Genomic DNA, 23,555 nt, shown 5'->3' on the forward strand with positions numbered 1-23,555 from the left:
AGAGGATGTCGTCATCACAGGCCCGCCGGATTTTCCAGTGGGCCGACGAGCCGCGCCGTTATGAGATAGCCGATTGTGGCCGCCGCTGCGGAGACGAAGGTTCCCCATAAAAGATCGGCGACGGTCAAGGTCGTGGACCAGCTTTTCAACGTCGCCTGATTGGTCAGGTCGTAAGTGGCGTAGGCCATGAAGCCGACCACCGCGCCATAAAGCAGCGCGGTCGTCCATTCCCCCGTCTGAAAGGCCGGGCGAACCGCAAGAAAGGTCAGGCCGGCGGCATAGATGAGGTAAAAGACGACCGCTGGAGCAAGCCTGAAATTGTCCGCCAGAAGATCGCCGATAGCCGGGCGGTAAAGGCGCGACGCCATCGTACTCAACCAGATGAAATCGATCACCAGAAAGGCGACGAGGGTAACAAGGTATGCCGCGAAATAGGTCTTCATCGGTGTTTTCCTTTGCAGGACATTGATGCGGAAGCGAAGATGCGAGGGCAAAGCAATGTGGAGATGTGGCTAGTCGATCCTTGTCCAGTTTATGCCCTTGCACAGCAGACCGGCGACGATACAGCCTTTCGTGGTCATGCCGTTGCCGTTCACTGTCACTGTTATACTGTAGGACTTGTCACGCTGGGGGTCGAAAGCGGTGCCGGAATAGCTGCCCGCCTCTGTCTGCTTTATGTCCATGATCAACTGGTCCCCGGTTTTTTCTTTCGGGGTTCCCGGCTTGATCCAGGTATTTGTGGCGCAGATATTTTCGCCGCAGGGCGCGATCATTACTTTCGCCTTGCCGTCTCCGCGCGCCCAGTTGCCGTCGATATCGGCCGCCATGGCGCTGGATGCAACCAGCAGTGGCCACAGGACGGAAGCAGCTGTCAATCCATTGATCATCATTGTCTCACTCCGTAGTTTGGTCCCGCCTTATCCGTGTTCGATGGTGTAGAATCCGACGTTTATGGTCCCCTCGGCAAAACCTGCCTCGCAATAGCAAAGGTAATAATCCCAAAGCCGCCGGAAGCGGTCATCGAAACCGAGCAGGGATATCGTCTGCCACCGCGCATGAAAACGCTGACGCCATTCGGCGAGCGTGAGCGCATAGGACTGGCCAAAAAGCTCCTTATCCGTGAGCTTCAGGCCGGCCTTGACGACCGCCTTTTCGAGCGCGTCATTCGAGGGCAAAAAACCGCCGGGAAAGATGTATTTCTGGATGAAATCCGCCTTACGCCGATATGTATCGAAGCGGCTTTCTTCAATCGAAATGATTTGCAGCACAGCGCGGCCGCCGGGTTTCAGGCATCTTTTCAGCGTTTCGAAATAGCTTGGCCAATAGGCTTCGCCGACTGCTTCGAACATTTCGACGGAGACAATCCTGTCGAATTGGCCATTCAGGTCACGATAATCCTGCAGTCTCAGATCGATGCGGTCCGTGCTGTCGGCTTTTTCCGCTGCATTTTTTGCCCATTTCAACTGGGAGGGGGAAAGGGTGATGCCGGTGACGTTGGCTTTGGCCTGGGTGGCAAGGTGAATGGCGAGTGCGCCCCAGCCGCAGCCGATCTCCAATATGTTTTCGCCGCCACTCAATTGCAGTTTATCGACGATACGTTCCAGTTTTTTCAGTTGGGCGGCCTCGAGCGTAGACGCCGTGTCATCGAAGATCGCCGATGAATACAGCATCGAAGGATCGAGCCATTGCCGGTAGAACTCGTTGCCGAGATCATAATGTGCTTCGATATTACGGCGGCTGCCCCGTCTGGTATTGGCATTCAACCTATGCGCAGTGCGGTGGAGAAGGCGCATGGGCGGGCTGCCGCGCATCGACCTTGTGAACGCCTCGCGATTTTGGGCCGCGAAGCGAATAAGCGCCGTCAGATCCGGTGTTGTCCAGTCGCCTTCGATGAACCCCTCGGCAAAGCCGATGTCGCCGTTCAGCAGCATTCGCCGGAGCGCGCGCCAGCTATGCAGGACAATGGTCGCCTCGCTGCCATTTGTTGCGCCGGATTTTTCAATGAAACCGCCGCTGGGAAGAATAACATGTAATCTTCCTCGGTCGATATTGCTCAACAGCCGGCTGATGAGCCACATGCCAGGGCTGATGCGGCGGTCAAGACGCGTATTTTTCACCGATGATTCCGTGAGATTGTCAAACCGGGTCATGAATTTTGGCCTCGGTTTGCGACGATGAAGGATGAAGGAAGGAGACTGGACTGGCAGGCGGCAGCGGACGTTTTCTGAAACGCACACCCTTCAGCCAAATTTTCAGCGCCTCCCAATGAATGCCCAGAATGACCTTGAGCGTCAGGAGGGGGATGGCGAAGAAAGCTTTCACAAGTGCGCTGTCCGTCAACTCGACACGTCGGGCCAGATGGCGGGCGGTCAGGACCAGGCCGTCATCGTCGAAAGTCTCGATGACGATTTTCAGCCTGTCGCCGGGTGGGGTGACGCGGAAAACATAACGGAGATCCATGTCCATGAAAGGCGAGACATAAAAGGCCTTTTCGCATCGCTGGACGATCTCGGTCGATTTGCCGGCTTCCACGGGGATCAGGTATGCGTGTCTCTCGCCAAACGTGTTGTCCACTTCCCAGAGGATAGCTTTGAGCGACAAGTCGCGCCCGTAACAGAAGAAGACACTGAGTGGGTTGAAGGCCCAGCCGAGCACACGCGGCATGGTGAGCAGACGTATCGGTCCTCCGTCCACCGGCATGCCTGCCGCCGTCATGGCTGTTTCGATCTGCTGGCGCAGCCCGATGGCGCTGCGGCTGCCGCGGTCTCTGCTGTGGAATGAGAAAAGGTTGAACCGGTCTACGGAGAAAAACCGCAATTTTCGGTCGAGCACATTCAACTCATCGAGATCGAGGAGCAGCGAATAAATCCGGTAGGCGAGTTTATGGGTTTTCGGCTTGAAACGCGCATGCGTTACATGGCCGGGAAAAAGCGCGGAGTTGAGGGGGGACGTCATGCCATCACCTCCATAACTTCCGTGCCTGCCGCAACTGTCGCCAAATTCAGGCGAATGATCCGGCCATTGTCATCGGCAACCTTCCATGGGCGGGATACGCCGCCAAGATCTTCGGCGACGGCGAGGCCGGCCTGGAGGCCGTCCTCGTGGAAACCGGATCCGAAATAAGCGCCGCAGAACCAGGTGTTTCGCAGGCCCTGCAAGGCCCATAGCTCCTGACGCATCTGTTCGGTGCCAGCGTCAAAAACCGGATGGTGATAGATTTCCTCGGCGATGATTTTTCCTTGATCCGGTTCCCGCGCCGGGTTCAGCGTTACGAAAACGTCCGGGATTTCGCCCAGCGGCTGAAGCCTGTTCATCCAGTAGGTAATGCTCGGCTGGCCCGTTTTAATGCACGTGTCGGCCACATAGTTCCAGCTTGACCAGGCAGCGCGGCGGCGCGGCATGAAGCTGCTGTCGGTGTGAAGCACGGCGCGGTTTTGGGTATAGGTAAAAGCGCCGAGAATGCGCCGTTCGGCGCGTGTTGCGTCGGCAAGGATGTCGAGCGCCTGATCCGCGTGGGTTGCGATCACCACCTCATCGAAGCGCACGGCTTCGCCGCCCGCAGTGGTGATTTCGACGCCGTCCGGCAGGCGGTGGATGCGCTTCACCGGTGTCGAGAGGCGAATTCGATCCGCAAAAGGCGCCGTGATGCGTTTCACATATTCGCGCGAGCCACCGACGACGGTGCGCCAGACCGGCCGATTGCGCAGCAACAGCAGGCCGTGATTGCGGCAGAATTTGATGAAATGCGCCGCCGGATAACGGCCGACCTCCATGGCCGGCGTGGACCAGATGGCCGCAGCCATGGGATAAAGATGATCGTCGCGAAACGCTGAACCATACCGGTTGCGGGAGAGATATTCATCGAGAGACAGATCGCCCATCACATGCAGGTCGCGTGGGGCGTTGCGGTAAAAGCGCAAAAGGTCCGCAAGCATCGCCCAGAAACGTGGCCTCAGGATATTGGACTTCTGGGCCAGCAGGCCAAGGCCGGTTCCGCCGGAATATTCGAAACCGCCATCATCCAGAGAAACAGCGAAAGACATGTTCGAAGCCGCCGTGGCCACGTCCAGTGTTCGAAAAAGAGCGGTGAGATTGGGATAGGTCTGCTCGTTGTAGACAATGAATCCGGTGTCGACATGGACTTGTCCGTGGTCCGTCCTGAACGTCACCGTATTGGTGTGGCCGCCGATGCGATCAGCAGCTTCGAAAACAGTTACGTCGTGCCGTTGCGACAAAAGCCAGGCCGCCGACAAACCGGAAATTCCCGTTCCGACCACGGCGATGCGGCGCCGGCTTTGTTGTTTTTTCGCTTCGGTGTCGACCATTTTTCCTCGCTATCGCATTGCCAATCCAGTCTTTGGGTCTGCGACATGTACGAGGAGGGCGCCCGATCAGTTTCACCGGCGCATTGATTTTCTGAAATTTTGTTCGACGCCTGAAACTCTTTTGCCGGTTCGGTCGTATTTCCCATCACGAAACCCGACCTCAAACTGTTCACAAGGGCGAGCAAAGTGGTGATATTTTCTGTTGTCCTGGCGCTGGCCATTCTTATGTCGCTTCTGATGGCAGGCGCCTGGGCGTTGCAGAGAGCAACCGGTTCAAGCGGCTGGATCGACACGGTGTGGGCGGCGAGCGTCGGGCTTGGCGGAATTTTCGCTGTTGTTTTCGCCGGCGGAGACGGCTGGCGGCGCGGCGCTACACTTTTCCTGGTCGTTGTCTGGTCCCTGCGGCTTGCCGGCCATATCGGCATGCGCACGCGAGGAGGCGGGGAAGATCCCCGTTATGCAAAGATTATGGAGCAATGGGGGAGCGCTGCCGCCCTGCGGCTCTTCATCTTCCTGCAAATACAGGCAATCGCTGCTTTTGTGCTCGTTCTCGCGGTCTATCTCGCCGCAAGCAACACCCATGGTTTTCCGCGTATCGTTGACGTGATCGCCATGGTGCTTGCCCTTGGCGCGCTGGCAGGCGAAGCGCTCTCCGACGCCCAGCTCTCGAAATTCAGAAAGACCGCAGCGGCAAAAAACAGTGTCTGCGAAACCGGCCTGTGGCGTTATTCCCGCCATCCCAATTATTTTTTCGAATGGCTTTTCTGGTGCAGTTTTCCGCTGCTGGCCATTCAGGGGCCGGCCTTGTCATGGGCGTCGCTCGCCGCACCGGCGATGATGTACTGGCTGCTTGTCCATGTCTCCGGCATTCCGCCGCTTGAAGACCATATGCTGCAATCGCGCGGGGAAAAATTCCGCGCCCTTCAACAACGCGTCAACGCCTTTTTCCCGGGGCCGCGCAAGAACGAGGACAGGCCATGAACATGCTCGCACTCGCCATCAACGCCGCCGAGCGCACGCCGCTTAGCGATAGCGTGACGCTTGCCGGAATAGATATGCTCTGCGGACGGACGAAGCGGCGGCTTGCCGCCATCCCAGCCGATGCGGAAGAGGTTTTCGCGGCGGATATGGTGAAATTTCCCGTCGCCAGCCATACCGACGACGCGAACAAACAGCATTATGAAGTGCCAGCGGCATTTTTCGCGCTCGTTCTGGGAGAGCATCGCAAATATTCCTGCTGTTATTATGATGATGCCACGGCGACGCTGGATGAAGCTGAAAATGTTGCTTTGGCCAAGACCTCGGCCCATGCCGACCTTGAAGACGGCATGGATATTCTGGAACTTGGCTGCGGATGGGGTTCGTTGTCACTTTATATGGCCGGCCGTTTTCCCAATGCGCGTATCACGTCAGTCTCGAATTCCGTGTCGCAGCGCGAATATATAATCGGTCGTGCGCGAGAATCTGGGTTTTCAAACCTCTCTGTAATAACGGCCGATATGAATGATTTCACGACGAACGATCGCTTCGACCGTGTCGTATCGGTGGAAATGTTCGAGCACATGTCGAATTGGCGCGTGTTGTTTGAGCGTGTTCACGCGTGGCTAAAGCCGGACGGCAGGTTTTTCATGCATGTGTTTAACCACCGCGACCGATCCTATCGTTTCGACCATAACAATCCTGCCGACTGGATCGCCCAGCATTTCTTCACCGGCGGCATCATGCCGGCCTTTGACCTTCCCCATCGTTTCAACCAGCTTTTCACCGTCGAGCGGGAGTGGCGCTGGTCAGGGTCGCACTATCGTCGGACAGCTCTCGATTGGCTCGAAAACTTCGACAGAAAAATTGATCGCATCCGACCCATTCTGCAACAAACCTATGGCGCCGATGCGCGGCTTTGGGAAAGGCGGTGGCGATTGTTCTTCTTGGCCACCGCGGGGCTTTTCGGGCATGATGGTGGTGACGTGTGGGGGGTGGGGCACTACCTCTTGAAGGCGGTGTAGTGTTAGCGCCCCGCAATCGGCATGGGCGCGTTTCAAAAACCGCTCTCGAAACGTTTGCCGAAACGAACGTTTACATCCCCGCAATAATGAATAGGCTGGCCGCATCTTTTGAGCAGGTCGAACGTTCTTGCACAAGGAGCAGCTGGAGAAAGTTATGAGTTCAGTTACGCCGAAACTGGATAGTTGCGGCGCCGAGCCCATCCATATCCCCGGCGCTATTCAGGAGCATGGGGCTCTTCTGGTCTTGTCTGCGCGGGAATTTTCCGTGGTGCAGACCAGTGACAATTTCGCTGACTATATTGGTCGGGCAGTGCCGATCGGTGCCGTTGCAAGCGAGGTGGCGTTGCCGTTTCTCGCAGCATTGTCCGCCTGGTATTCCAGTGAAGAGAGCATTTTCCGATATGTTTGGGCCGAAAAGAAACTCGATGTTTCGGCGCATCGATCCGGCCCTCTGATTATCGTTGAGGTGGAAAAGACGAGGGAGGGCGAATCTGCTGAAAGGCTGATGGGCGAACTCACCCGTCTGGCGCAATATCTGAATAGCGCGCCGTCGCTGGAAGATGCGCTTTTTCGAACAGCGCAACTGGTCTCCGCAATCAGTGAGTATGATCGCACCCTGATTTACGACTTCGGGCCGGACTGGAGCGGCCACGTCGTGGCGGAAGCCGGTAGCGGGGCTTTGCCGTCTTATCTTGGACTACGTTTTCCGGCGGGTGATATCCCGCCGCAGGCGCGGCAACTCTATACCATCAACCGTTTGCGAATGATCCCCGATGCCAATTATCGGCCCGTCCCGGTGAGACCGCAGGTGAATGCGGAAACGGGGGCGGTACTCGATATGAGCTTTTCACAGCTGCGCAGCGTGTCTCCGGTTCATCTTGAGTATATGCGCAACATGGGCACGGCCGCTTCCATGTCGGTGTCGATCATCGTTAACGGCGCCCTGTGGGGCCTGATCGCCTGCCACCACGCCACACCTCATGCGGTGCCCCTTGCCGTGCGAGAAGCCTGTGATTTTGCGGCGCAGTTGCTGTCGATGCGGATAGCGATGGAGCAGAGTTCTCAGGATGCATCCCGCCGCGTGGAGCTTGGCCACGTTCAGGCGCGTCTGCTGAAGCGGATGGCGACTGCCGAAAAATGGGTTGACGGTCTGATTGCAGGCGACGACGAAAGAGAAGACCTGCTGAAACAGGTGGGAGCCGATGGTGCTGCGCTTATTCTTGGCGACAAATATGAACTGGTCGGCAAGACACCTTCACGGGAGCAGGTTGAAGAGCTTGTCCTGTGGCTTGGTGAGCAGGATTTAACCGATGTTCTTGCAACCGACAATCTGGCAGGCGATTACCCTGCTGCTTCGGCCTATGCATCCGTCGCCAGCGGGATTATCGCGATGCGGGTTTCGGAACTGCATGGAAGCTGGCTGATCTGGTTTCGGCCGGAGGTCATAAAAACAGTGCGCTGGGGTGGCGATCCGCACAAGACGGTGCAGGAAAGCGGACGCATCCATCCGCGCAAGTCCTTCGAAATCTGGAAGGAGCAATTGCGCGGCACGGCGTCTCCGTGGTCGGAGCCCGAGCTTGCAGCCGCAAGGGAGCTGCGCAGCGCGATCATCGGTATTGTCCTGCGCAAGGCGGAGGAAATGGCGGATCTGACGCGGGAACTGCAACGGACCAACAAGGAACTGGAGGCTTTTTCCTATTCCGTTTCGCACGACCTGCGCGCGCCTTTCCGCCATATCGTCGGTTTTGCGCAATTATTGCGTGAGCGCAGCAACGCCTTGGACGAGAAATCCCTGCATTATCTTCAGATGATATCCGAGGCGGCGCTCGGCGCTGGCAGGCTGGTGGACGATCTTCTGAATTTTTCTCAGCTTGGCCGCACGCAGATTACCATGAAGCCGGTCGATATGCAGAAGGTGGTGAGCGAAGTCCGCCGTTCTCTCGATCCGGCGGTTGCTGGCCGCCAGATCGAATGGCGGATCGGAAAACTGCCGGTGATATTCGGAGATCCGACCCTGTTGCGGCAGGTCTGGTACAATCTGATCGAAAACGCCATCAAATATTCCTCCCGGGAGCCGATTTCGATCATCAGCATTTCAGCGGTTGAAGGCGAAGACGACGTCACCTATTCCGTCGAAGACAATGGTGTCGGCTTCGATATGGCCTATTACGGCAAGCTTTTCGGCGTGTTTCAGCGGCTTCAGCGTGTCGAGGATTTCGAGGGCACGGGCATTGGACTTGCGTTGGTGAGACGAATTGTCGAGCGCCATCACGGTTCGGTCGGCGCTGAGGGAACTGTCGGTGAGGGAGCCACGTTCTCCTTCCGATTGCCGATTGTGAAGATTAAAGAGGACGACATTGCCTGAACTCAGACCTATTCTGCTGGTGGAAGATAATCCGCGCGATCTGGAATTAACGCTGACCGCTCTCGACAAATGCCAGCTGGCGAATGAGGTGGTGGTGGCGCGCGACGGCGCCGAGGCGCTCGACTATCTCACTGTCACTGGCAGCTATCACAACCGGCCTGCCGGCGATCCGGCTGTCGTCCTTCTCGATCTCAAACTCCCGAAAGTGGACGGGCTTGAGGTTTTGCAGAGGGTAAAGGGCGCTGATCATCTGCGGCACATTCCGGTCGTCATGCTGACGTCATCTCGAGAGGAGCAGGACCTGGTGCGGAGCTACGAACTCGGCGTTAACGCCTTTGTCGTCAAGCCCGTGGAATTCACACAGTTTTTTAAGGCTATACAGGATCTCGGAGTTTTCTGGGCTCTCCTGAACGAGCCGCCACCCGGTGCACGTCGCAATGGTGGATGAGGCGGTGCGGCGAATGGAAGCAGGCAAGCTTCTTCTCCTTGAGGACAGCTCGGTCGATGCAGAACTGATTGAGGACCAGCTTTCGCGTATTTCACCACCTCCGCTGGTGACCAGGGCGGTCGGCAAGGCGTCGTTCATAGAGGCTTTGGAAAAACAGCCGTTTGATATCATTCTTGCGGATTTCTCCCTGCCGGACTTCGACGGCATGGCGGCGCTTGACGTCGTCATGCAGACCCGACCCGATACGCCGTTTATCTTCGTGTCCGGAGTTTTGGGCGAGGATGCTGCGATCGACGCATTCCGGCGCGGCGCCACGGATTACGTGCTGAAGCAGCGGTTGGTGAGATTGCCGTCCGCCGTCGAGCGCGCGCTGGCGGAAGCGCGGGAAAAACAGGAGCGGAAACGGGCGGAGCTGCACAAGGAACTTCTTGTTCGTGAGCTGAGCCATCGCGTCAAGAACACCATGGCGATGGTCATATCCATTATCCGCAGAACGGCAAAAGGCAGCACCTCGATCGAGGATTATCAGGAACGGCTTGTGGCCCGCGTGAGTTCACTGGCGGAGAGCCATGCCCTGCTTTTTCAGAGCAATTGGGGCGAGACTGACCTGAGAGACGTCGTGAAGCGCGCGATCGAGCCGCATAATGTCTTTGCGAGCAGGGTCGAACTTGACGGTCCGGATGGCGTGCATGTGTCGCCAAAATCAGCTTTGGCGCTGGGAATGATCCTGCATGAACTGGCGACGAACGCGCAGAAATACGGTTCTCTGTCCGGCGCAAACGGAAAGGTCGAGGTTTTCTGGAAGAAGTTGCGTGACGGAGATGGGCGCAACCGTGTTGACCTAAGGTGGCAGGAAAGCGGAGGCCCGCCTGTTTCCGCGCCGAAGGAAACCGGCTTTGGAACGACCCTGATAACAAAAGGCGCGCAATACGAATTGCAGGCTGAAAGTGAAATTCGCTACGATCGCGGCGGCCTGAAATATCAGGTCCTCTTTCCCCTGGATTGAATCGCCGGATGAAAAGATGCCGGATGAAAAGATGAAGGTGGGGCGCCAAGCCGCGATCGGCTCGGCCCTAGTCGATCAGTGAAAACTCATTGGCCAGAACACGCGAGAGATTGTCGAAATCGCAAGGCTTGGAAACGACTGTCAGGCCGTCCAGCTGAGCCCGGACACCGGGTACTTCCGCATATCCGCTGCAGATGACGAAGGGAATGTTCGCCGCCTTGAGCTCTTCGATGACGGGGAAGGACAATTCTCCCCTCAGATTGAGATCAATGACCGCGCCGTCGAGATCGGTGACGTTTATTTTTTCGAGCGCGGCGTCAACATGGGAAACCGGCCCGACAACATTGACGCCGAGGTCGGAGAGAAAATCTTCCATATCCATCGCGAGAAGTGCGTCATCTTCCAATACGAGGATCTGTTTTCCCTGGAAATCGTAGCTCATTGTCACCGTATTCTCATTACTTCGGCCCCGCAGGCCGCTTTCAATCAACATTGCAAAACCCCTGAACCCCGCGCTGGTTCCACGGATCGATAAAAAGAAAACAGTCGCCTCCGGTGTTGTCATACTCTAGCTTGCACAACTAATTTAGCGCCTACCGGGAATGTATTGCTGTGACTGGTTTTTCACCGTTTGCCAAACGAAGCCTTTTGATGCTGGCCGTGGGTGTTGCGATTTTGATTGGCATGGTTTCCGTGTCTTTATGGCTCGTCCAGGTGAACAACAGGTACTCACAGGAGACTGCGGAACTCCGACGTTTTCGTGCCGCGGTTTTCGATGTGCTGACGGCGATGCAGGACATTGAGACCGGGCAACGAGGATATCTGCTTGCCAACAACTCGGAATATCTGGCGCCTTATGAAGAGGCTCTGCGTACATTGCCGCAACGCCAGTCGAGACTCTTCGACCTGCTGAAGGAACAGCCTCAATATGCGCAGTCTCTTTCCGGTTTGAGGCGGGCGATCGAAGCCAAGCTGGCGGAGACAAGCGAAACCATTGAGCTGCAGCGCACGGGTCGAATCACGGAGGCAATTGAGATCGTTCGCAACAATGACGGCAAGCGCTTAATGAGCGAGATCAGAGGCATCTTGTCCAATCTGCAATCGAATGTCGACGATCGTTTGCGTGTCATTGTTAATGATCAGCTCGATGCCGCCAATACACTCCGATGGGTAACCGTGGGCGGCGCGCTTGCAATTCTCCTTGTCGTCGGCGGTTCGATCTTCCTTGTCTTCACCTATATCAAGGCTCTGACCCGGTCTCGGGAGGATGTTGACGAGCTTAACCGGAATCTGGAGGAACGTGTAGAAGACAGGACACGCGATCTCCGCCGCGCCAATCAGGAAATCCAGCGTTTCGCCTACATCGTTACACACGACCTGCGGGCGCCGCTGGTAAATATAATGGGCTTTCTCTCCGAGTTCGACACCTCGCTGAAGTCGGTGAATGCTTATGTCCTTGCGGATGGGAAAACCCTGGCCGACGACGTCGTCCGCGAGGCGCGGTTGGCGGTGGAAGAGGATATTCCCGAGGCTATCGGCTTTATCCGCTCATCCACCCGCAAAATGGATCAGCTGATCAACGCGATCCTTAAAATATCCCGCGACGGCCAGCGCAAGCTGCAGCCCGAGAAGGTCGACGTAGAAACATTGCTCTTGTCACTTTCCGAGACGGTACGCCACCAGATCACGGCGAACGGCGGCGAGATCGATGTCGACACGCCGAAGCTGACGATCGTGACCGACCGCATATCCCTCGATCAGATTCTCGGAAATCTGTTCGACAATGCGGTGAAATACCAGATGCCTGGTCGTCCGCTGCGGCTGACGGCGCGCGCCTATCCGGCCGGGCGTGGTGCGATCTGTATCGAAGTCGGCGACAATGGGCGCGGTATCGGTGAAAAGGATCTCGAAAGGGTTTTCGAACTCTTTCGCCGGGCGGGCAATCAGGACCAGCCGGGAGAGGGTATTGGCCTTGCCCATGTTCGTTCGCTAATCAGAAATTTAGGAGGTGACATTAGAGTTGAGTCCAAACTCGGTGAGGGCAGCACGTTTTTCCTGCTGCTGCCGAGTGACCTCAGACGAGTGACGAAGGAAGGCGACACATGAAAGCGACCGGTCAGGAAGTGACGATCGTGATGATCGAAGACGACGAGGGCCATGCGCGGCTGATCGAAAAGAACGTGCGGCGGGCCGGCGTGAACAACGAGATCGTGCCGTTTACGCTCGGAGCTAAGGCGCTTGACTATATACTGGGCGAAAGTCGAGATGGCCTTGTCAGCAAAGACCGTTATCTTCTTGTCCTGCTCGACCTTAATCTCCCTGACATGTCGGGCATCAACATTCTCGAGCAGATCAAAAGCAACGAATACACCCGTCGTTTGCCCGTCGTGGTTTTGACAACTACCGATGACGAGACTGAAATTCAGAAATGCTATGACCTGGGCGCGAATGTTTACATAACCAAGCCGGTCGATTATGAGGGCTTCGCGACTGCCATCAAAAATCTTGGCCTGTTCTTTTCCGTAATTCAGATACCTTGAAGGCACGATGGCTCTGCGCGTTTTATATGTCGATGACGACCCGGCTCTGGCCCGGCTTTCGAGCCGCGTTCTTGGTCGCCACGGAATGGAGGTGGTTCATGCCGCCTCCGTGGCGTCCGGACTCGAGCTTTTTCAAAACGGGCAGTTCGATATCGTCGTTCTCGACCATTATTTCCAAACCGCGACGGGCATGGAATTTCTCGCCGCTATCGAGACGATACCGGCGCGTGTTCCCATCCTTTATGTGACGGGGTCCAACGAGGCGCAGATCGCCATGGATGCGCTCAGGGCAGGTGCCGCCGACTACGTCATCAAGAATGTCGGAGATGATTTCTTCCCGCTTCTGCTCACAGCCATTAATCAGGCATTGGAAAACCATCGCCTGCGCCAGACGAAGGAGGAGGCCGACCGCTTGCTGGTGAAGGCCAAAGAGCACGCGGAAATGATGGTTAAAGAGATGAACCATCGTGTCGCGAACAGTCTCTCACTGGTTTCCGCCATGATCCGACTACAAATAAATACCCTGAAGTCGCAGGAAGCAGAAACCGCGTTGCTGGAAACGCAGAGCAGGATTTCGGCAATCGCCGGCGTTCACCGCAGCCTCTATAACACCGCGAATGTGGGCCTGGTCTCTCTCAATTCCTATCTGACCTCGATCATCGGCGATCTGTTTCAGGCCGTGCCCGGCTCTTCCTCCATCACTGTTGAAACGTCGCTGTGTGAGGTCGATTTGAATGCGGACCATGCCGTTGCGCTTGGCGTCATCATCACAGAACTTCTGACCAACGCGCTCAAATATGCCTACCCCGATCAAACCGGCGCCGTCCGGGTCAAGCTCTCTGAAGAGAATGGGCAATTCATTCTGGTTGTGGAAGATGACGGGATAGGGTCGAACCCGCACATATCGCCGAAGGGCACAGGGTTGGGCACGAAACTGATCATGGCGATGGCGCAGAACATCGGCGCCCGTGTCGATCAGACACATACCCACCCGGACCGGAAGGTGGGTACGCGTTATACGATGATTTGGAGCGAGAGATAGGGGCGGCGTTCTCGCCGGCTGTCCCAAGGTTCGCTTCCGCCATCGTGCCGTCCGGCGCATTCAGCACGCCAACCTGGCGGAGCTTTGTCACGATCCCTTCTGCCTTGCGCGGCTTTTCGCTGCCATTTTGTCAGGGGGCCGTCTGCCTTCCGTGCAAAGAGAGATGCCGAATTTTGTAAGGCTTTCATCCATAACCGGATCAGCGCAATAGCTTTTGCACTTCCTTAACCTATGCGTTTTAGGGTTAAGAAAGCGCAAACCGTATCAGTGTGTTTACCATTTTCAGTAACGATTGTTGTAATACAGGTTTCCATTTTAATCGGGACTTAACCATTTTACGACAATCTTCATGACTGAAGAATTCACTGGCATCTGACGCCGAAACCGTATGTGTCTCTTCTGGAGTGGAAGTCATGAAAAACGCCCTGGCCGGATTTCTGGCCGTCCTGCTGACCGGTACCAGCGCCATCGCTGCCGATCTCTATCAAGCCGAGCCTGCCCCTGCTTATGTCGATGCACCCGAAGTGACCGTCACCCAGGCGAGTGGCTGGTACCTGCGCGGCGACGTCGGTTATTCCTTCAACAAGCTGCGCGGCGCCCATTATTATCAGGGTGGCCCCGGCGGCTATCTCGCGGATTTTGACACCGCGACGATCAAGGACAGCTATGTCATTGGCGCCGGCGTCGGTTATCAGTTCAACAACTATTTCCGTAGCGACTTGACCTTTGACTATATGGGTAAGTCGGATTTCCGCGGCTCCACGAGTGGCTCCTGCGGAGGTGGCCCGTTCGGGAGCAACACTCCCTGCGTTTCTACTGATCTAGCCGCGTTGCGAGCCTACACGCTGATGGCCAACGCCTATGTTGATCTCGGAACCTATGGTCGGGTCACGCCTTATGTCGGCGGTGGTGTGGGTGCGTCCTACGTCAAGTGGGACAAGCTTCGTAATACGTCCTGTGCAACGGACGGATCTGGCTACTGCGACCCGACCACTGAACATGGTGGCAAGGGCAAATGGCGCTTCGCCTACGCCCTGATGGCCGGCGCATCCATCGATGTCACCTGTAACCTGAAGGCCGATATCGGCTATCGTTTCCGCCACATCAACAAGGGCGATATGTTCGCTTATGAAAATGGCGGCGGTCCGGGCCGTGACAAGGGCCTTTATTCGCACGAAGTGCGCGTCGGCGGTCGTTATGTCTTCAACGGCTGCGATACCGCGCAATACATGCCGCCCGCCGATATTCCGCTGCAGCCTGCCGTTTATAAATAAACGTCACGCCCTGCTGGTAGTTTCAGACCGTCCGCATCCTCCGGGTGCGGGCGGTTTTGTTTTACCGGCACCTGACGCGGCGCATGACGCATATGGACCAAGATTCTTCTGTGTAGCGACATATTCCGCTTGACTGGGATGGGCGACAGGAATAGCAACGGCGTCAGGACACTCCACCCTAACGTGGAGCGCCTATCTGGAAGGGTAGTCAAATGACAGATATCGTGAAACCGGACGTCCGTCCGGGCAATACGCATTTTTCCTCTGGTCCCTGCTCGAAGCGTCCCGGTTGGTCGCTAGATGCTCTCTCCGATGCGCCGCTCGGTCGCTCGCATCGCGCCAAGGTTGGCAAAGCCAAGCTGAAGCAGGCCATCGATCTCACCCGTGAAGTTCTGAACGTTCCTGCCGATTATCGCATCGGTATCGTTCCCGCATCCGACACCGGCGCCGTTGAAATGGCGCTATGGTCGCTGCTCGGTGAACGCGGCGTCGATATGCTCGCCTGGGAAAGCTTTGGCGCTGGCTGGGTCACTGACGTCGTCAAGCAGCTGAAGCTGAAGGACGTCCGCAAATTGGAGGCCGATTACGGCCTGCTGCCGAACCTTGCCGAAGTCGATTTCGACCGTGACGTCGTCTTCACCTGGAACGGCACGACATCAGGCGTTCGCGTTCCCAACGCCGATTTCATTCCCGCCGACCGCAAGGGTCTGACCATCTGCGACGCCACTTCGGCAGCCTTCGCGCAGGACATGGATTTTACGAAACTCGACGTCGTCACTTTCTCCTGGCAGAAGGTTCTGGGCGGCGAGGGCGGCCATGGCGTCATCATCCTTTCGCCCCGTGCCGTCGAGCGTCTCTTGAACTACGCACCCGCATGGCCGCTGCCGAAAATCTTCCGCATGGTCTCCGGCGGCAAGCTGATCGAAGGCATCTTCACCGGCGAAACCATCAACACGCCGTCCATGCTCTGCGTTGAAGATTATATCGACGCGCTGCTGTGGGCGAAAAGCCTCGGTGGCCTCAAGGCGCTGATCGGCCGTGCCGATGCCAATGCCAAGGTTATCTACGACTTCATCGAGAAGAATAACTGGATCGCCAACCTGGCCGTCAAGCCGGAAACCCGCTCCAACACCTCCGTCTGCCTGAAGATCGTCGATCCCGAGGTGCAGGCATTGGATGCGGCTGCACAGGCCGATTTCGCCAAGGGCATCGTCGCCCTGCTCGAAAAGGAAAATGTCGCCCTCGATATCGGCGCTTACCGCGACGCTCCGTCCGGTCTGCGCATCTGGGCCGGCGCGACCATCGAGACGGCCGATATGGAAGCCGTCATGCCCTGGCTCGCCTGGGCTTACCAGACGCAGAAGGCAACACTTTCCAAGGCTGCCGCCTGATTTCGATACCGGCCCTGCGTTGATGCAGGGCCGCCGATTTCCCGTTCTCAAAAACCACCCCCCTTTTCAAGGAGCCCGTGAACCATGGCACCTCGCGTACTTGTATCCGACGAACTGTCGGAAACCGCCGTCCAGATTTTCCGTGATCGTGGCGTCGAAGTCGATTTCCAGCCGAAACTCGGCAAGGACAAGGACAAGCTGGCTGAAATCATCGGCAATTACGATGGTCTTGCCATTCGTTCGGCCACGAAGGCGACCGAAAAGCTGATCGAAGCCGCGACCAACCTCAAGGTCATCGGCCGCGCCGGCATCGGCGTCGATAACGTCGATATCCCGGCCGCCTCGCGCCGCGGTATCATCGTCATGAACACGCCCTTCGGCAACTCCATCACCACTGCCGAACATGCGATTGCGCTGATGTTCGCAGTTGCCCGCCAGCTTCCGGCAGCCGACAGCTCCACGCAGGCCGGAAAGTGGGAAAAATCTAAGTTCATGGGTGTCGAAATCACCGGCAAGACGCTTGGCGTCATCGGTGCCGGTAACATCGGCTCCATCGTCTGCTCGCGCGCACTTGGCCTCAAGATGCATGTTCTGGCCTATGACCCCTTCCTGTCGCCGGAACGCGCGCAGGAAATGGGTGTGACCAAGGTTGAGCTGGACGAACTTCTGGCCCAGGCCGATTTCATCACCCTGCACGTGCCGATGACCGACAAGACGCGCGGCATCCTGAACGCTGAAAACCTCGCCAAGACCAAAAAGGGCGTGCGTATCGTTAACTGCGCCCGTGGCGGTCTTGTGGATGAAGCGGCCCTTGCCGAAGCCATCAAGTCCGGCCATGTCGCCGGCGCCGGTTTTGACGTGTTCGAAGTCGAGCCCGCCACCGAGAGCCCGCTTTTCGGCCTGCCGAATGTCGTCTGCACGCCGCATCTCGGTGCTTCCACCACGGAAGCGCAGGAAAACGTCGCCCTTCAGGTTGCCGAGCAGATGTCGGATTATCTGGTCAAGGGTGCGGTTTCCAACGCCATCAACATGCCGTCGATCACGGCTGAGGAAGCGCCGCGCCTGAAGCCCTTCATCCGTCTGGCGGATGTTCTCGGCTCTTTTGTCGGCCAGGTGCAGGAAAGCGCCACCAAGGAAATCGAAATCCTTTATGATGGCGCAACCGCCAACATGAACACCAAGGCACTGACCAGTGCCCTGCTGGCCGGCCTGATCCGCAGCCAGGTGGCCGATGTGAACATGGTTTCGGCCCCGGTGATGATCAAGGAAAAGGGTATCATCCTTTCCGAGGTCAAGCGCGACAAGACCGGCGTTTATGACGGCTATATCAAGCTGACGGTCAAGACGGAAAACCAGATCCGCTCGGTTGCCGGCACGGTCTTCTCGGATGGCAAGCCGCGCTTCATCCAGATCAAGAACATCAATATGGATGCGGATGTCGGATCGCACATGATCTACATCACCAATACCGACGTTCCCGGCATGATCGGCTTCATGGGCACCACGCTCGGCGAGGCTGGCGTCAACATCGCCAACTTCCAGCTCGGCCGTGAAAAGGAAGCCGGCGACGCCATCGCGCTGCTTTATGTCGACGGTCCGGTTTCCGAAACCGTGCTCGACAAGCTGCGCGCCAACCCGGCGATCCGCCAGGTCAAGCCGCTGACCTTCAACGTCGACTGATATCGTTCCTCCCAAGGGGACAATAAGGCCCGGCGCAGGGGAGACCCTGTGCCGGGTTTTTCGTTTATCCAGTGTCTCTTTCGTCGCAGAATATATGTGACTATCGCATTGGTTGCATATCACGAAAAATTTAAGGCAACTGCTCTAAAAATGATGATCATGAGTTGCTATATCGCCTGCTGACATGCCGCTCATGGGAGGGCGGCCAACAGGAGATAACGATGTTTGCTGCCTTTCGGCGCTTCAAGGGTTTGTTCGCAGTCGCCGCGCTTGGTATCGCGGTGTCTTTCGTGGCGGTTGATATGGCGGAAGCGCGTCGCGCCAGCGGCGGTTTCGGCAGCCGCGGCACGCGGACCTATTCCGCTCCGCCTTCGACCAGCACGGCACCCGGCCAGACCGCGCCGATAAACCGCAGCATGACTCCCAATACCAATCAGGCAGCGCCGAGCGCTGCTCAGCCGGCCCGTCCCGGCGCGCAGGCGCCGCAGCAGAGCCGCGGCCTGTTCGGCGGCATGATGGGTGGTTTGATGGGCGGCCTCTTGATGGGCGGTCTGTTCGGAATGCTGCTGGGCGGCGGTTTTGGCGGCATGGCCGGTTTCTTCGGTATGCTGTTGCAGGTGGCTCTGATCGGCCTTCTGGTGATGCTCGCCATGCGTTTCTTCGCCTCGCGCCGTCAGGGCCAGCCCGCTTACGGCGCGGCCGGTGCCTCGCAGCGTAGGGATCATTCCGGTTCTTCCTATAATGGCGGTTCGAAGCCGGGTTCTGCCGCATCCTCCTTCAAGATTCCGAAGATCGGCGCGCTGGCCGGCGCTGCGGGCGGCGTGGCCGCCAATGCCGCAACGGCAAAGCCTGCGCCTCATGCCCCCGCGCCTCATGCCAATGCCATGTCGGAAGGCGATGAAATCGGCATTACCCAGGGCGATCTCGAAACTTTCCAGAAAATGCTGGAAGACGTGCAGGCCGCCTATGCCGCCGAGGATTATGGCACATTGCGCAAGCTGACGACGCCGGAAGCCATGTCGTATCTCGCCGAAGAACTGAGCGACAACGCGACCAGCGGCGTGAAAAACGACGTGCGCGATGTGACGCTGCTCCAGGGCGATGTTGCCGAAGCATGGCACGAAGAGGGCCAGGATTATGCAACGGTGGCTATGCGCTACTCCGCCATCGACGTGATGCGCGACCGTACCTCCGGCAAGGTGATCGAAGGTGACGAGCACCAGCCTTCTGAGGCGGTGGAAATGTGGACCTTCGTCCGCCGCCCCGGAAACGATAACTGGCAGGTCGCCGCTATTCAGGCGGCCGCCTGACGAATCGTAGCTTATTTAACAAATAAAGGCCCGGCGGTTCTCGTTCCCGCCGGGCCTTTGCTCGTCACGCTCGCGGAAAACATGGTCACGCCGACGCTCGCTCGGCTAAGGGACAAAAAGATGCGGTCAAAAAAACGACTGATAAATCTAACGGGTGATATCTCACGCGGCCATCGGCGGTGAATTCCGCTTCGTCCTGCTATGCAACGTTTTTAGCCCTGTTTGTCGCGACATGTTACCCGCGCATGGCTCTTCCGCTTCACGCAATTGCCTTTTTTCATTCATCCGGCATTCAGTCCCGGCGTCCTAACCACAGGGCACACACATCGATGTGACTTTTCGCGCGGGTTCTACACCGCTTTGGAAAGGGAACCTGAGGCGCGAAACAGCGTTGACAATCCATACCCGGCCCCTCCCAAGCCGGGCTGGATGGCCGGGCAATGCAGGCCCTGCGAGAACGGAGAGCTATCGAGATGAAACGCTTTGACCTGATCGACGGGATGCGTGGTTACTTCCTCGTCTTCATGCTGATCAACCATCTGGTGTTTGCCGGCGGCTTTTGGCTGGTGGAAATCAATCACCGGCAGTTTGCTTTTGTCGAGGACGCGCAGGGCTTCGTGTTCCTGTCCGGCCTGCTGATCGGCATGGTTTATGCGCGCAAGATGATGAAATATGGCTATGACGCCGGCAAACAGATGATCTGGAACCGGGCGATGGAGCTTTATCGTTATGCCATGGGCCTTGTCATCGCCGTGCTGTTTTTCCGCATGGTCATCCCGCATGCGCCTTATATCTGGTACAACTGGCTTGGCATGACGTCGTTCGACGATCCGCTGCGTCTCGCGGCGATTGCGACATTCCTCTTCCAGCCGACCTTCATGGATATTCTGCCGCAATATATCGTCTACATGATCTTTGCGCCGGTTCTGGTGAAGCTTTGTCTGGATGGCAAGTGGGCCTATGTCATGGCCGGCTCCCTGCTGGTCTGGATGGCGGGCCAGCTTGGCCTGCAGCAAATTGTGACGACCCCGCTCAACGAACTCGTCAAGGGGGCGGATGAGCAAGGTATCCGTGTCAGCTTCAACCTGCTCGGCTGGCAGCTGGTATTCTATTCGGCGCTGGTAATGGGCGCGATGACGGCGCAGAACCGCATTCCGTGGAAGGCGATCTTCTCGCCTGAGCGTACATGGTTGCCGAAAGCGGCGCTCGCCATCTGCCTGTTCTTCATGCCGCTGCGCATCGCAACTGCCTGGGGCCTGATGCCGGATTTCATGATGGGCAAATTCTCCACCATGGAAATCCGCGCCGATTTCGGCCCGGTCTATCTCATCAACTTCCTCGCCGTCGGCGTCGGCTTGACCTGGCTGGTGATTGCCGGTCCGAAGCACCACCGTCCGCTCGTGCGTTCCATCGCCGAAGGCGTCATCTGGGTGCTGTCGCTGAAGTTCCTGCAATTGCTCGGCCGCCATTCGCTGCAGGTCTATGTCTGGCATGTGGCGATCGTCTACGGCGTCTATTATCTCGACGGCCGCACGGCAGAACTGTCGCAGCTCAACAAGACGCTGATCGCCGTCACGGCGATTGGATTGCTGGCCTTGCCAGCCCTGTGGCGGGAGCGCGACAAGTGGTTCGGCAGCAGCGGCCAGAAGACGGCTGGCGCCTGAGGGCCGGGTCCCAGCTCGAATCTGACGGCTTTGCGGGGCGGTTTTCCGCCCCGTACTTGCGTGTGCGGCCATTCCTTTCTATATGCAGCCCTTAAATCCGCAGGATGATGAGACAGGACGGCCAACGAATGGCCAGGTTTCTCGCGACGGATGACCGACAGGCGGCGGGGCCTTTACCCCCGTTATGACTGACGATGGGAAAAAACGTGAATACGCTCGATTTTGACAAGAGGCCGGAAGATACCCGGATCGTTGTCGCCATGTCCGGTGGCGTCGATTCTTCTGTGGTGGCCGGTATCCTCAAGCGTGAGGGCTATGATGTCCTCGGCATAACTCTCCAGCTTTACGACCACGGTGCCGCTGTGCACCGCGCCGGCTCCTGTTGCGCCGGGCAGGATATCGACGATGCGCGCCGGGTCTGCGAAACGCTCGGCATTCCCCACTACGTGCTGGATTACGAAGCGCGGTTCCGCGAAACCGTCATCAACCCCTTTGCCGAAGCCTATGCGATGGGCGAAACGCCGATCCCCTGCGTGGCCTGCAACCAGACGGTAAAATTCGCCGATCTGCTCGCCACCGCGCAGGAACTGGGCGCCGATGCGCTGGCGACCGGTCATTACATCCGATCGCGCCCCAATCCCGTTGCCGGCCAGCCGGGGCGGCGTGCGCTCTATCGGCCGATCGACAGCGACCGTGACCAGAGCTGGTTCCTGTTTGCAACCACGCAGGAGCAGATCGATTATCTGCGCTTTCCGCTCGGCGGCCTCTCCAAGGCCGAAACACGGGCGCTGGCGGAAGAGATGGGGCTTGTCGTCGCCAAAAAGGCCGACAGCCAGGACATCTGTTTCGTGCCGCAGGGCAAATATACCGATATCATCAACAAGCTGAAGCCGAATGCGGCATTGGCGGGCGATATCGTTCATCTCGACGGCCGTGTGCTCGGCCGCCACGATGGTATCGTGCATTATACGATCGGCCAGCGCCGTGGTATCGGTGTCGCGACGGGGGAGCCGCTTTATGTCGTGCATCTCGATGCGCGCGGCCGCCGGGTCATCGTTGGCCCGCGTGAGGCGCTGGAAACCCGCCGGGTCTATCTGCGTGACATGAACTGGCTGGGTGACGGCGAACTGGCCGTCGACGCCGGGCAGGGCTTTGCCTGTTTCGCCAAGGTGCGCTCCACCCGCCCGCCGACGGAAGCGGTGCTGCATGCGGACGAAAACGGCATCTATGTCGATCTGATGACCGGGGAGGCCGGTGTCGCTCCTGGACAGGCCTGCGTGCTTTATTCCGCGCCGGGGGCCGATGCCCGCGTTTACGGCGGCGGTTTCATCGAACGGTCGGAACGCTCAGTGGATGCCGAGGCGTCGCTCAAGGCGCTTCTCGAAAAACCGGTTGCCGCCTGAAACCATTCGCTTTTTGCCATGATGCGGAAAGCGAATTTTTTGCGCATCTTGCGCTTGACACTTTGGGGAGCGGCACCTTATAAGCCGCTCATCCTGATGGAACGGCCGGTCACATGACTGTCACGTTTCCCCTGTGGCGGGGTAGCTCAGGTGGTTAGAGCAGCGGAATCATAATCCGCGTGTCGGGGGTTCAAGTCCCTCTCCCGCTACCATTTTCCTTGATCTGAAAAATCCAGACCGCACTGTTCTGCGCCCGTATTTCGTTGCTTTTCCGAGGCGGAGAAGCGATTGATTCTGCCGGCAAGTTTCGCCCAAAAAAAGGGAAACCCGCTTACTGCAAAAATGCAGCCAGCGGGTCTCAACCTCTACCCCCTCCCACAAGGGCGGCTGCACAAAAGCACATTGAAAGAATTATGGCAAGATCAAGGCGACCATATTGTTGCTGTTGATGGTCCTGTTCGCCAATTTAGCGGCGGATGGCAGAGCGTGACCTGTTCCGTGTGCCGTTCGTAAGGGGAGCGATAGGACACGATATTTTCGGTGCAGTTCATTTGTACGGGATTGGAATAGGTATTTTCGATCCGCTGCGGTTGATGATGTGTTTTGTGCGGTAAAACCCGTTCCTCACGATAAACCGTGGTATCGGCGGCATGCGATGTGCCGGGTATCGACGAGGCGGCGAATGCGGCAATCAAGAGAATTCTTCTGGGATATGCGGACATGGCTCTTCCCCACGTTGAACAACGCAGGAGAACGTGCTGTGCACATAAGCTGTTCCAGCGACATCGGCAAAAAAATGCCCGCTCAAGGCGGGCAATCAGAGGGGAACTGAGGTTAGGAGCCTCGCGTCTGAAACGGACATCTTCCGCATAAGTTCCGCTTGCGGAATAATTTCCGTCGCGCTCTGCGGATAAGCGGCTGCGAAGGCCAAATTTCAAGCCGCACGACACGGAACGATGCGCCGCGCGCGAACGACTATATTTAGAAGACAATTCTATCTTTAGGTGTCCGACTTGAGAGATAGGTGACGTTTTGTACCGGAGACATGGGTAACACTTTTCGCTTTGCGGGAGGTGTTGATGCCGTGGAGAGAGACTTCGGTTA

The 23,555-nt window shown here is 57.5% G+C and carries 21 protein-coding genes and 1 tRNA gene; 15 read left to right on the forward strand and 7 right to left on the reverse strand.

All coding sequences use genetic code 11. The annotated features are described in order from the left end of the window. Nucleotides 1-14: 14 nt before the first annotated feature. From PL597_RS24190 to PL597_RS24210, 5 genes are all read right to left on the reverse strand, one after another. Nucleotides 15-443 carry a DUF2177 family protein gene (locus tag PL597_RS24190; protein ID WP_137411416.1) on the reverse strand — a complete coding sequence of 143 codons (429 nt, stop codon included), beginning with the start codon at nucleotides 441-443 and terminating at the stop codon, nucleotides 15-17. 69 nt (nucleotides 444-512) lie between these two features. Next, complete coding sequence (locus PL597_RS24195; protein WP_142914094.1) at nucleotides 513-890, reverse strand: DUF2147 domain-containing protein; 378 nt, start codon at nucleotides 888-890, stop codon at nucleotides 513-515. Between the two features lie 27 nt (nucleotides 891-917). After that, entirely contained in the window at nucleotides 918-2,150 is a 1,233-nt protein-coding gene (locus tag PL597_RS24200) for an SAM-dependent methyltransferase (RefSeq protein ID WP_271366423.1), read from the reverse strand. Further along, nucleotides 2,137-2,955, reverse strand: coding sequence for a DUF1365 domain-containing protein (locus PL597_RS24205; protein WP_077985257.1), 819 nt, complete (start codon nucleotides 2,953-2,955; stop codon nucleotides 2,137-2,139). Before PL597_RS24205 ends, PL597_RS24200 begins: the two co-directional genes overlap by 14 nt. Beyond that, nucleotides 2,952-4,325, reverse strand: coding sequence for an NAD(P)/FAD-dependent oxidoreductase (locus tag PL597_RS24210; protein ID WP_271366424.1), 1,374 nt, complete (start codon nucleotides 4,323-4,325; stop codon nucleotides 2,952-2,954). Before PL597_RS24210 ends, PL597_RS24205 begins: the two co-directional genes overlap by 4 nt. Before the next feature lie 192 nt (nucleotides 4,326-4,517). Here PL597_RS24210 and PL597_RS24215 point away from each other — a divergent pair, with 192 nt between their 5' ends. From PL597_RS24215 to PL597_RS24235, 5 genes are all read left to right on the forward strand, one after another. Then, entirely contained in the window at nucleotides 4,518-5,306 is a 789-nt protein-coding gene (locus PL597_RS24215) for a DUF1295 domain-containing protein (RefSeq protein ID WP_271366431.1), read from the forward strand. Next, a complete protein-coding gene (locus PL597_RS24220; protein WP_271366425.1) occupies nucleotides 5,303-6,328 on the forward strand; it encodes an SAM-dependent methyltransferase in 1,026 nt (341 codons plus the stop codon). The genes PL597_RS24215 and PL597_RS24220 overlap by 4 nt, the downstream gene beginning before the upstream one ends. Before the next feature lie 154 nt (nucleotides 6,329-6,482). Beyond that, on the forward strand, nucleotides 6,483-8,693 hold the full coding sequence (locus tag PL597_RS24225) for a sensor histidine kinase (protein ID WP_271366426.1): 2,211 nt from the start codon (nucleotides 6,483-6,485) through the stop codon (nucleotides 8,691-8,693). Beyond that, entirely contained in the window at nucleotides 8,686-9,141 is a 456-nt protein-coding gene (locus PL597_RS24230) for a response regulator (RefSeq protein ID WP_269827025.1), read from the forward strand. Before PL597_RS24225 ends, PL597_RS24230 begins: the two co-directional genes overlap by 8 nt. A gap of 13 nt (nucleotides 9,142-9,154) precedes the next feature. Further along, a complete protein-coding gene (locus PL597_RS24235) occupies nucleotides 9,155-10,147 on the forward strand; it encodes a sensor histidine kinase (RefSeq protein ID WP_077985253.1) in 993 nt (330 codons plus the stop codon). A 67-nt stretch (nucleotides 10,148-10,214) separates the two neighbouring features. Here PL597_RS24235 and PL597_RS24240 read toward each other — a convergent pair whose 3' ends face one another. Next, on the reverse strand, nucleotides 10,215-10,589 hold the full coding sequence (locus tag PL597_RS24240; RefSeq protein ID WP_077985252.1) for a response regulator: 375 nt from the start codon (nucleotides 10,587-10,589) through the stop codon (nucleotides 10,215-10,217). A 209-nt stretch (nucleotides 10,590-10,798) separates the two neighbouring features. On the opposite strand from PL597_RS24240, the gene PL597_RS24245 reads away from it, so the two are divergent. The 10 genes from PL597_RS24245 to PL597_RS24290 all read left to right on the forward strand — a co-directional run bounded on the left by PL597_RS24245 (nucleotide 10,799) and on the right by PL597_RS24290 (nucleotide 22,663). Further along, nucleotides 10,799-12,253: a sensor histidine kinase gene (locus PL597_RS24245; RefSeq protein ID WP_271366427.1), complete on the forward strand. Its 1,455-nt coding sequence runs from the start codon at nucleotides 10,799-10,801 to the stop codon at nucleotides 12,251-12,253. Continuing rightward, the gene (locus PL597_RS24250) at nucleotides 12,250-12,687 is read left to right on the forward strand and encodes a response regulator (protein WP_269823787.1); all 438 of its coding nucleotides are present in this window, start codon (nucleotides 12,250-12,252) and stop codon (nucleotides 12,685-12,687) included. Before PL597_RS24245 ends, PL597_RS24250 begins: the two co-directional genes overlap by 4 nt. Before the next feature lie 7 nt (nucleotides 12,688-12,694). Beyond that, a complete protein-coding gene (locus PL597_RS24255) occupies nucleotides 12,695-13,729 on the forward strand; it encodes a sensor histidine kinase (protein ID WP_271366428.1) in 1,035 nt (344 codons plus the stop codon). 413 nt (nucleotides 13,730-14,142) lie between these two features. Then, nucleotides 14,143-15,003, forward strand: a complete 861-nt coding sequence (locus PL597_RS24260) for an outer membrane protein (RefSeq protein ID WP_173991040.1) — start codon at nucleotides 14,143-14,145, stop codon at nucleotides 15,001-15,003. A 212-nt stretch (nucleotides 15,004-15,215) separates the two neighbouring features. Beyond that, nucleotides 15,216-16,394 (forward strand): phosphoserine transaminase, encoded by a 1,179-nt coding sequence (locus tag PL597_RS24265; protein WP_271366429.1) that lies wholly within the window; start codon nucleotides 15,216-15,218, stop codon nucleotides 16,392-16,394. Nucleotides 16,395-16,478: 84 nt separating this feature from the next. Next, on the forward strand, nucleotides 16,479-18,074 hold the full coding sequence (gene serA / locus PL597_RS24270; RefSeq protein WP_046799887.1) for a phosphoglycerate dehydrogenase: 1,596 nt from the start codon (nucleotides 16,479-16,481) through the stop codon (nucleotides 18,072-18,074). A 221-nt stretch (nucleotides 18,075-18,295) separates the two neighbouring features. Continuing rightward, a complete protein-coding gene (locus PL597_RS24275) occupies nucleotides 18,296-19,384 on the forward strand; it encodes a Tim44 domain-containing protein (protein ID WP_173991036.1) in 1,089 nt (362 codons plus the stop codon). A 473-nt stretch (nucleotides 19,385-19,857) separates the two neighbouring features. Beyond that, nucleotides 19,858-21,048: an OpgC family protein gene (locus PL597_RS24280; RefSeq protein ID WP_077985247.1), complete on the forward strand. Its 1,191-nt coding sequence runs from the start codon at nucleotides 19,858-19,860 to the stop codon at nucleotides 21,046-21,048. 206 nt (nucleotides 21,049-21,254) lie between these two features. Next, nucleotides 21,255-22,451, forward strand: coding sequence for a tRNA 2-thiouridine(34) synthase MnmA (gene mnmA / locus PL597_RS24285; RefSeq protein ID WP_077985344.1), 1,197 nt, complete (start codon nucleotides 21,255-21,257; stop codon nucleotides 22,449-22,451). Nucleotides 22,452-22,586: 135 nt separating this feature from the next. Further along, nucleotides 22,587-22,663, forward strand: a tRNA-Met gene (locus tag PL597_RS24290). A 210-nt stretch (nucleotides 22,664-22,873) separates the two neighbouring features. Here PL597_RS24290 and PL597_RS24295 read toward each other — a convergent pair. Next, complete coding sequence (locus PL597_RS24295) at nucleotides 22,874-23,173, reverse strand: hypothetical protein (RefSeq protein WP_131829435.1); 300 nt, start codon at nucleotides 23,171-23,173, stop codon at nucleotides 22,874-22,876. Between the last annotated feature and the right edge of the window lie 382 nt (nucleotides 23,174-23,555).

The sequence above is a fragment of the Agrobacterium sp. ST15.13.013 genome (assembly GCF_027956525.1).
Classification (GTDB): domain Bacteria; phylum Pseudomonadota; class Alphaproteobacteria; order Rhizobiales; family Rhizobiaceae; genus Agrobacterium; species Agrobacterium salinitolerans.

Excerpts from the sequence above, each read along its gene's own strand:
- PL597_RS24250 (WP_269823787.1), top strand. The coding sequence starts at position 12,250 with ATGAAAGCGACCGGTCAGGAAGTGACGATCGTGATGATCGAAGACGAC.
- PL597_RS24235 (WP_077985253.1), top strand. The coding sequence starts at position 9,155 with ATGGAAGCAGGCAAGCTTCTTCTCCTTGAGGACAGCTCGGTCGATGCA.
- PL597_RS24200 (WP_271366423.1), bottom strand. The coding sequence starts at position 2,150 with ATGACCCGGTTTGACAATCTCACGGAATCATCGGTGAAAAATACGCGT.
- PL597_RS24245 (WP_271366427.1), top strand. The coding sequence starts at position 10,799 with ATGCTGGCCGTGGGTGTTGCGATTTTGATTGGCATGGTTTCCGTGTCT.
- PL597_RS24225 (WP_271366426.1), top strand. The coding sequence starts at position 6,483 with ATGAGTTCAGTTACGCCGAAACTGGATAGTTGCGGCGCCGAGCCCATC.
- PL597_RS24220 (WP_271366425.1), top strand. The coding sequence starts at position 5,303 with ATGAACATGCTCGCACTCGCCATCAACGCCGCCGAGCGCACGCCGCTT.
- PL597_RS24265 (WP_271366429.1), top strand. The coding sequence starts at position 15,216 with ATGACAGATATCGTGAAACCGGACGTCCGTCCGGGCAATACGCATTTT.
- PL597_RS24275 (WP_173991036.1), top strand. The coding sequence starts at position 18,296 with ATGTTTGCTGCCTTTCGGCGCTTCAAGGGTTTGTTCGCAGTCGCCGCG.
- PL597_RS24195 (WP_142914094.1), bottom strand. The coding sequence starts at position 890 with ATGATGATCAATGGATTGACAGCTGCTTCCGTCCTGTGGCCACTGCTG.
- PL597_RS24210 (WP_271366424.1), bottom strand. The coding sequence starts at position 4,325 with ATGGTCGACACCGAAGCGAAAAAACAACAAAGCCGGCGCCGCATCGCC.
- PL597_RS24205 (WP_077985257.1), bottom strand. The coding sequence starts at position 2,955 with ATGACGTCCCCCCTCAACTCCGCGCTTTTTCCCGGCCATGTAACGCAT.
- PL597_RS24260 (WP_173991040.1), top strand. The coding sequence starts at position 14,143 with ATGAAAAACGCCCTGGCCGGATTTCTGGCCGTCCTGCTGACCGGTACC.
- serA (WP_046799887.1), top strand. The coding sequence starts at position 16,479 with ATGGCACCTCGCGTACTTGTATCCGACGAACTGTCGGAAACCGCCGTC.
- PL597_RS24240 (WP_077985252.1), bottom strand. The coding sequence starts at position 10,589 with ATGAGCTACGATTTCCAGGGAAAACAGATCCTCGTATTGGAAGATGAC.
- PL597_RS24190 (WP_137411416.1), bottom strand. The coding sequence starts at position 443 with ATGAAGACCTATTTCGCGGCATACCTTGTTACCCTCGTCGCCTTTCTG.
- PL597_RS24255 (WP_271366428.1), top strand. The coding sequence starts at position 12,695 with ATGGCTCTGCGCGTTTTATATGTCGATGACGACCCGGCTCTGGCCCGG.
- PL597_RS24280 (WP_077985247.1), top strand. The coding sequence starts at position 19,858 with ATGAAACGCTTTGACCTGATCGACGGGATGCGTGGTTACTTCCTCGTC.
- PL597_RS24295 (WP_131829435.1), bottom strand. The coding sequence starts at position 23,173 with ATGTCCGCATATCCCAGAAGAATTCTCTTGATTGCCGCATTCGCCGCC.